The following is a 6,419-nucleotide window of genomic DNA, read 5'->3' on the forward strand; positions in this document are numbered from 1 at the left end:
TTCGAATCCAGCCCCCGCTACCAATCCAGAAAAGCCAGCTTTTGCTGGCTTTTCTCATTTCCGGGGCCAGTGTTTTATTCTGACCCTGTTTCTTGCAAGGCAGGCCAGTTTTACTGGTCTGCCTTTTTTGTTTCCGCTTCTCTGCGATGTACCGGGTGTCCCCTCAATTAATTCCGATTTCCGTCTTGCATTATGGTGACGGGAAAATGACGATTTTTTATCTTTAAAAATGACGTTTATCGCATCATCATTCGCGCCGATTTTATAGAATTTCACAAAATCGACGGAAATATGGTGGTGAATAACCTTGAAACGCGTCATTTATATGTCAAAGGCATGGATTGCCGCGTTGTTGGTAGGGATGGTGCTCGCGGGTTGCGGCGGCGGTGGTTCCGGCGGTAGTGAATCCGCCACTCAATCTGGCAGCCTAACCGATACCGGAAGTAGTGTTGGCAGTGCTCAGCCGGTTGCAGAGCGCTCTGCTGTATTGAGCTGGTCTGCGCCTATGACTCGTGTAAACGGTGAGTCGATCGCGATGGGAGAGCTGGACAGATACGTGATTCGTTACGGGCAGGATGCTGATGATCTGTCCAGAGAGATCACCGTAGATGGCGCCAGTGGTGAGGCAGAGATGTCCTATGTGGTCGATAACCTTGACGCTGGTACCTGGTATTTCACGATTCAGGTTCAGGACACTGCCGGTCTTCTGAGTGAGCCTTCTGAGCCGGTCAGCAAGACCATCCAGTCTTGAGCAGGCATGCCGGTTCAGAACATCGGGTCTGCGATTGGTAGCTTCAGGGTGAAAGTGGTGCCTTCGCCCGGCCGTGAGTCTACGCTGATCTCGCCTCGGTGTTTTTCCACCACCGTTTTAACGAACGAAAGCCCCAGGCCGGTCCCATGCGCTCCGGCGATCTCGCTGCGCTTCTGTCGATGATAGCGGTCGAACAGTAAGGGCAGCTCCTCCGGATCAATGCCATAGCCCTCGTCTGATATGGCCAGACAGGCCAGATGCGCTGCCTGATAGACGTGAACGCTGACTGCAGAGTCCGGGGGGCTATATTGCACGGCGTTGGTCAAAAGGTTGATGACGGCCCGTTCCAGAAGTTCGGCGTTGCCTTTCAGCCACAGATCTTCGGTACCGTTCAGCACGATCGAAATGCCTTTTTCCTGGGCCTGCTCGCACACACTGTCCCGAGCGTTCTCAACAATCGCCAGAAATTCGCATTCGTAGAACCGGGTTTCGGTCAGTTGCTCGGCACGAGCCAGTTGTACAAACTCTTCGGCCAGATGATAGCTACGCCGTGCCAGCCGCCCCAACTGGTCGAGTTGGTTGGCGTCAATATGGCTGGGATCCCGTTTCAGTTGCTCGATCAGGGCCAACTGAGAGACCAGAGGTGAGCGAACATCGTGTGAGATGAAGTCGATCGCCTCACGATGCTGCCGTTGCTGCTCCCGGAGTTCGGAGATGTCTGAGATGTTGGCAATAATGCCAAACTGGCGACTGTTTTGCAGGGCAAAAGGTGCCAGGTGGATGAGAAAGTCTTTACCGTTCAATGTCAGGTCTACGGTTCGGCTTTGTCTCAGTGTCAGCGCCTCTGAAATGGTTTCGAACCAGGGCGGCAAGTCCCGGGGGTCGTGGCCATCAAGGAGGGTGGCCAGAGGCATGCCGCTGAGACTTGGCATAGGCTCGCAAAACCAGTCTTCAATGTGACGGTTAGTAAACCGTATAACGCCTAATTCATCGGTCACGATGATGCCATCGGGCATGTGCTCGAAACTGTGGCGAATAAACGCCTGCATTTCAGCAAGCTTCTGGGTGGCAATGCGCACTTTCTCGATCCGGGCCGAAATGTTTTCCCGGGGACCCTTCTGGCGTTCACTGTCTGCATGGGGCTCCAGCTCCAGCTGGTTCAGATAGCGCTGGATGACCTCCCGACTGAGGTCGTTCGGCAGAGTCAGGCCGAGCAGGTAGCTGGTGCCGCCACGAATCAGTGTTATCCAGCTTTGGTTCTGCTGGTGTTCCCATCGTCCTGGCGTCTCCGTGGGTGGGGCCTGGGCAAGGGTCATTTCCTGTACTTCCAACAGGTCACCCTCTGCTGCCAGCAGCCATCCGGGTGGCTGGAACAGCGCACGCAAGTGCATCAGCAGCTGGTGAGGATGCCGGTTCGAAGGTTCAGGGAGGGATAGCCGCGGCGTTCTGGTCATCTCGTCCAGTTGCCGGTTGAGAAAGCGATTGGTCATGGCAAGCCGGAGTGCGCTGGCAATGGGCATCGCGGCCATCGGCAGAATCAGGGCGTTGGCTACGGACAGCTGAACCCGTGCCCCAATCAGCAGCAATACATAACCGGCTACCAGCCCTGCGGCAATGGTCGCACATGCCAGCAGGGTGGCAGCAGGGCGCAGGCGGGGCAGAAGCAGAGCTAACAACAACAGTACGAGCAGATTCAGTGCGGGTGCGGCCCAGGGCTCCGCCGGCACGATTAGTATATTCTGCTTGCTCGCGGAATAGACATTGGCATGGAATTCCACCCCGGACATTGGCCGGCTCAGACCGGAAAACGGCGTGGGCAGTATGTCGCCAAACCCCGCGGCGGTAGCGCCGACCAGGACGGTTTTGCCGGCAAACTCCTGCGGTGAGGGCGGGTGGCTCAGCACGCTCGCGTAGGAGTAGGTGGGTAAGGTGCCGGCCCCGCCTGCCAGGGGCACCAGCCGATAATCCTCCCGGACGTTGATGTAGTTCGGCAATTGCGCCTGCATCTGATTCGACATTGGCAAGTGAGCTGCGAGTGACAGGGTCGGCCATAACCGGCCGGCAAGGCCGTTGTACAGATAGAGCCCGCGGGCGACGCCATCTGTGTCCAGCTCGATATGGGCATGCCCGATTGCCCCTGCGGCACCTGCCAGGCTGGGTGTGGGGAGTTGTTCACTGATCAGCCGTTCCCGGGTTGGAGCGGTAAGATAGGCTGGTAGAACAACGTTGCCATGGCGGGCCATGGCGCTAGCCAGTTCCTCATCGCCCGGCCCGGCTTCCGGAAACAGGATGTCGAGTACAATGGTTTCTGCGCCCGCTTGCCGCAAGGTGTCGATCAGCGAGGCATGCAGACTTCGGTCCCAGGGCCATCGGCCAACCTGTTCCAGGCTGAACTCATCAATGGCAATGATGGCCACCGAATCATCCATGGGCGCTGGCCAGGTTGTGATCGCCCTGTCATACATCCAGTCATTGATTCGACTCGGCAGCTCAGTCGCCTGAATCAGTAGCAGGGTGGTGACGAGTAGCAGGCCCAAGGACCACGGTGTTGTTGTTATCGGTAACCAGTCCCTTCGCATCGGCCTTTTTGTCGTAGAAGGTTAGTCGAGATACAGCTCCCTGCCCGGGCCCCAGCGACTGGCAAGAGGGCCGTCAGAAAGCGCTTTGACGCGGACAAAATACCTTCTTCCGGGAATCAGGCGCAAGGCCGCAGTGGTATCGGCGATATCGGCTTCCTTGATGATATTGCGAAACGCCGGCTCTTCAGCCAATTGCAGACGGTAATCCGTGGCGGTGTCGATGTTTTCCCAGAACACCCGAACCTGACTGTCCAGATAGTTCACGCTGATAATCCGGACTGGCGGCAGAGTGCCGTTAACAACGATCTTGCGCGGTTCGGAGGTGGCAACAGAGCTGCCTCCCGCCTCCGTAACCACGCGCCAGTAATACTGGCCGGGGCTCAGGGGGCGCGACGGAAGCGCCTGGCTTTCCGGCGCCCACTCGCTGGTTGTCACCAACTGCCGGAAGCTGTCATCCTCGGCGATCTCCACCCGGGCAACTTCGTTGGCGCCATTGAGTTGCCAGCGGAATTCCGGCATGTCGTCGTTCACGCTCTCGCCATCAGCCGGTGCGGTGAGGTCCGGCTTTTTTGCCTGAAGGTCTACCTCAAGTTCCGCGGTACCGGGCATTCCGGCAATACCGCGCTGATCAATCGCGGCGAGCTGGATTTCGTAGCGGCCATTGTCAAGTTGGGCGATGTCGAAACGGGTACCAGCCACATCACGACTCTGCACCCAGGTGCCTGATGCCTGGTCAAAAATGTCCAGCCGATAGGCCGGGTAACCGCCTGCCTGCCAGGACAGTTCGGCCGGAAGCTGAGTAAGCACCGATGGCAAGGGATTCATGGTTGGCGCTGGCGGAAGTTGCCGAATATTCAGGGCGCCTCCGTTGGCGGTGGAAACACTCGCGCCATAGCCGGCTGGAATGCGGCGGGTGTTGCCTGGCTGGCCGAAGTCCACCACACCTTCGGTAACCTGCACGCTGCTGCCGTTGGTGGTGGCTTGAATGGCAAATACCGTACCCCGGACCGCGGCGACAGCGGATGGTGTTTCGATTTCGAAGCGGGCTCCGCCCTCAATGACCGGGCGAACACGGGTGTGAACCTCGCCCCGTTGCAGGCGAAGCCGGGTGTCGACCATGCCCGATTTGCCAAACTGGGTCAGGCGATTGAACATGAGGCGGGAGTTCGGGGAGATCCGGAGTTCCGAGCCGTCGGCCAGTTCAATGGTTGCCGATCCGGCACCGGAGAGAATTTCGTCGCCAACCCGGACAATCGAATCTTCGGACAGAGGGAGTTTTCGCCCATCCATGCCGGAGATCTGTTGCACGTTGCCGGTGACCGCAATCACCCGGGCCGGTTCGGGCTGACGTTTCAGCCAGTTTACGGGAATGCGCAGGGTATCCCCGGCGCCGAGTTTGGCGTTGCTGGCCAGGCCATTATGCTCCAGCAGTCGTTGCTGTGTGGTCTGCTGGGAAAGCAGCGTCTGGGTTATGCTCGCAACCGTATCACCCTGGCGTAAGGTATAAACCCACTCCGGGGCATTGTCCCGTTGTTGGCTGCCGGATACCGCAGAACCCCGTGCGATTGACAGCTCCGCGACAGTGGTCGCCGGCACCATGAACGCCAGTGCAAGGAAGGCCAGGGTTTTCAGGTGCTTGCTCAGAGCGTCAGGCATTTGCAGTGTCATCGTTCCGAATTTCGTTTGCGTCACCGGGCTTGATGGCTTCGAGCCGATAGCCTCGCTGGTAGATGGTCTTGATGCGAAATCCGTTTTCAGGGTTGAGCCCGAGCCTTCTGCGAAGGCGGCTCATATGCGTATCCACCGTGCGGGTATTGATGTCCCTGGTCAATCCCCACACCCGCTCCAGCAGCATTTCGCGGGTGAGCAGGCGGCCCTGGTTCTGGAACAGGAACAGGGTCAGGTCGAAGTCCTTGTCGGTGAGCGTCAGTGGCTCCCCGTGCAGGAGAATTATGCGTTGGTTGGTGTTGATCTCGAAGGGCCCGTAGACCAGAACCTCCTTTTCGATTTCCGGGTTGCTGCGGCGGGCCAGTGCATTGATGCGTGCGACCAGTTCAGCCGCTCGTGCCGGTTTGGCGATATAGTCGTCGGCGCCGGCATCCAGGGCACGAACGATGTCGGTTTCACTGTCACGCTGGGTCAGGAAAACGGCCGGCACAGGCCAGTTCAGCTGTGCCCGGATGTTCTCCAGTACCTCAATTCCGGTCATGTCCGGGATCTGCCAGTCCAGAATGATCAGATCATAACTGCGGTGCAAAACGGCACCGAGAAACGATTGGCCGGTCGGAAAGCTGTCACAGTGATGTCCTTTCTCTGAAAGGATGGACTGGATGTGCTGCGCCTGTTCGTGTTCGTCTTCCAGCAGAGCAATGCGCATTAAGCCTGGCCCTCGATCGTGTTGCCTGGTTTATATACCGTAGCGCAGAGCCCTTGGTCAGACCCTGCAGTGTCGGGGATTATCCCAAAAAATGAGTTCCCGTTCAGTATCGTTATGTAGAATTCCGTAAGTCCACCGCTGGCCGGCCGTTGTGATCATCAACTGTTTGTCGGCAGCCGGGGAAATTGCTGCAGCCCCAGAACCAGCCTTTTTTGCTTTTGCGCCGCACCAGGGGCGAGAAACAGTGGGGGCAGGGTACCGGTTTCTGGCTGGTTCCGTCCTCGGGTTGATGGTCCTCCAGGGGGCGGGTGCCCTTGCAGGCGGGGTACCGGGTGCACGCAAAAAAAGCGCCGAACTTGCCCTCCCGTTCAACCATCGGCGCCCGGCATTTCGGGCAGTGAATGGCGGTGCCTGGTGTCTCTGTATTCGCCAAACCCGCAGCGGGCGCTTGCGCCATGAATCCGCGGATTTCATCTTTGAGGGATTCCAGAAACGCTCTTGGGTCCTCTTCGCCCCGGCGAACGCCCTCGAGAGTGGCCTCCCAGACAGCGGTGCGATCCGGCGTACGAATCGATTCCGGTAGCGCCGCGATCAGGGATTTCCCCTTGTCGGTGGCGCGGATAAAGCGTTTTTCCCGGAACAGGTAATCGCGGCGGAACAGCGTATCGATAATGGCTGCGCGAGTCGCTTCGGTGCCAAGGCCATCGGTTTC

General features: G+C 58.4%; 6 protein-coding genes. 2 read left to right on the plus strand and 4 right to left on the minus strand.

Annotation, left to right across the window (positions count from 1 at the left end; all coding sequences use genetic code 11):
• The coding region (locus B3Y70_RS06320) for a hypothetical protein (RefSeq protein ID WP_288589423.1) at positions 1 to 199 on the plus strand (199 nt) is incomplete at its 5' end.
• A gap of 126 nt (positions 200 to 325) precedes the next feature.
• Positions 326 to 751: a fibronectin type III domain-containing protein gene (locus B3Y70_RS06325; protein WP_228285475.1), complete on the plus strand. Its 426-nt coding sequence runs from the start codon at positions 326 to 328 to the stop codon at positions 749 to 751.
• Between the two features lie 14 nt (positions 752 to 765).
• Here B3Y70_RS06325 and B3Y70_RS06330 read toward each other — a convergent pair whose 3' ends face one another.
• From B3Y70_RS06330 to B3Y70_RS06345, 4 genes are all read right to left on the minus strand, one after another.
• A complete protein-coding gene (locus tag B3Y70_RS06330) occupies positions 766 to 3,330 on the minus strand; it encodes a CHASE2 domain-containing protein (protein ID WP_288589425.1) in 2,565 nt (854 codons plus the stop codon).
• Positions 3,331 to 3,351: 21 nt separating this feature from the next.
• A complete protein-coding gene (locus B3Y70_RS06335) occupies positions 3,352 to 4,986 on the minus strand; it encodes a FecR domain-containing protein (RefSeq protein WP_370257272.1) in 1,635 nt (544 codons plus the stop codon).
• Positions 4,979 to 5,707, minus strand: a complete 729-nt coding sequence (locus B3Y70_RS06340; protein WP_011785989.1) for a response regulator transcription factor — start codon at positions 5,705 to 5,707, stop codon at positions 4,979 to 4,981. Before B3Y70_RS06340 ends, B3Y70_RS06335 begins: the two co-directional genes overlap by 8 nt.
• A gap of 112 nt (positions 5,708 to 5,819) precedes the next feature.
• A partial coding sequence (locus B3Y70_RS06345; RefSeq protein ID WP_288589426.1) for a topoisomerase DNA-binding C4 zinc finger domain-containing protein occupies positions 5,820 to 6,419 on the minus strand: 600 nt, incomplete at its 5' end.

Source organism: Marinobacter sp. UBA5687 (genome assembly GCF_002420325.1).
In the GTDB taxonomy this organism is placed as follows: Bacteria; Pseudomonadota; Gammaproteobacteria; order Pseudomonadales; family Oleiphilaceae; genus Marinobacter; species Marinobacter nauticus.

Bases quoted from the DNA above. Each gene is read 5' to 3' on its own strand.
- B3Y70_RS06340 (WP_011785989.1), bottom strand. From the start codon at position 5,707: ATGCGCATTGCTCTGCTGGAAGACGAACACGAACAGGCGCAGCACATC.
- B3Y70_RS06325 (WP_228285475.1), top strand. From the start codon at position 326: ATGTCAAAGGCATGGATTGCCGCGTTGTTGGTAGGGATGGTGCTCGCG.
- B3Y70_RS06330 (WP_288589425.1), bottom strand. From the start codon at position 3,330: ATGCGAAGGGACTGGTTACCGATAACAACAACACCGTGGTCCTTGGGC.
- B3Y70_RS06335 (WP_370257272.1), bottom strand. From the start codon at position 4,986: ATGCCTGACGCTCTGAGCAAGCACCTGAAAACCCTGGCCTTCCTTGCA.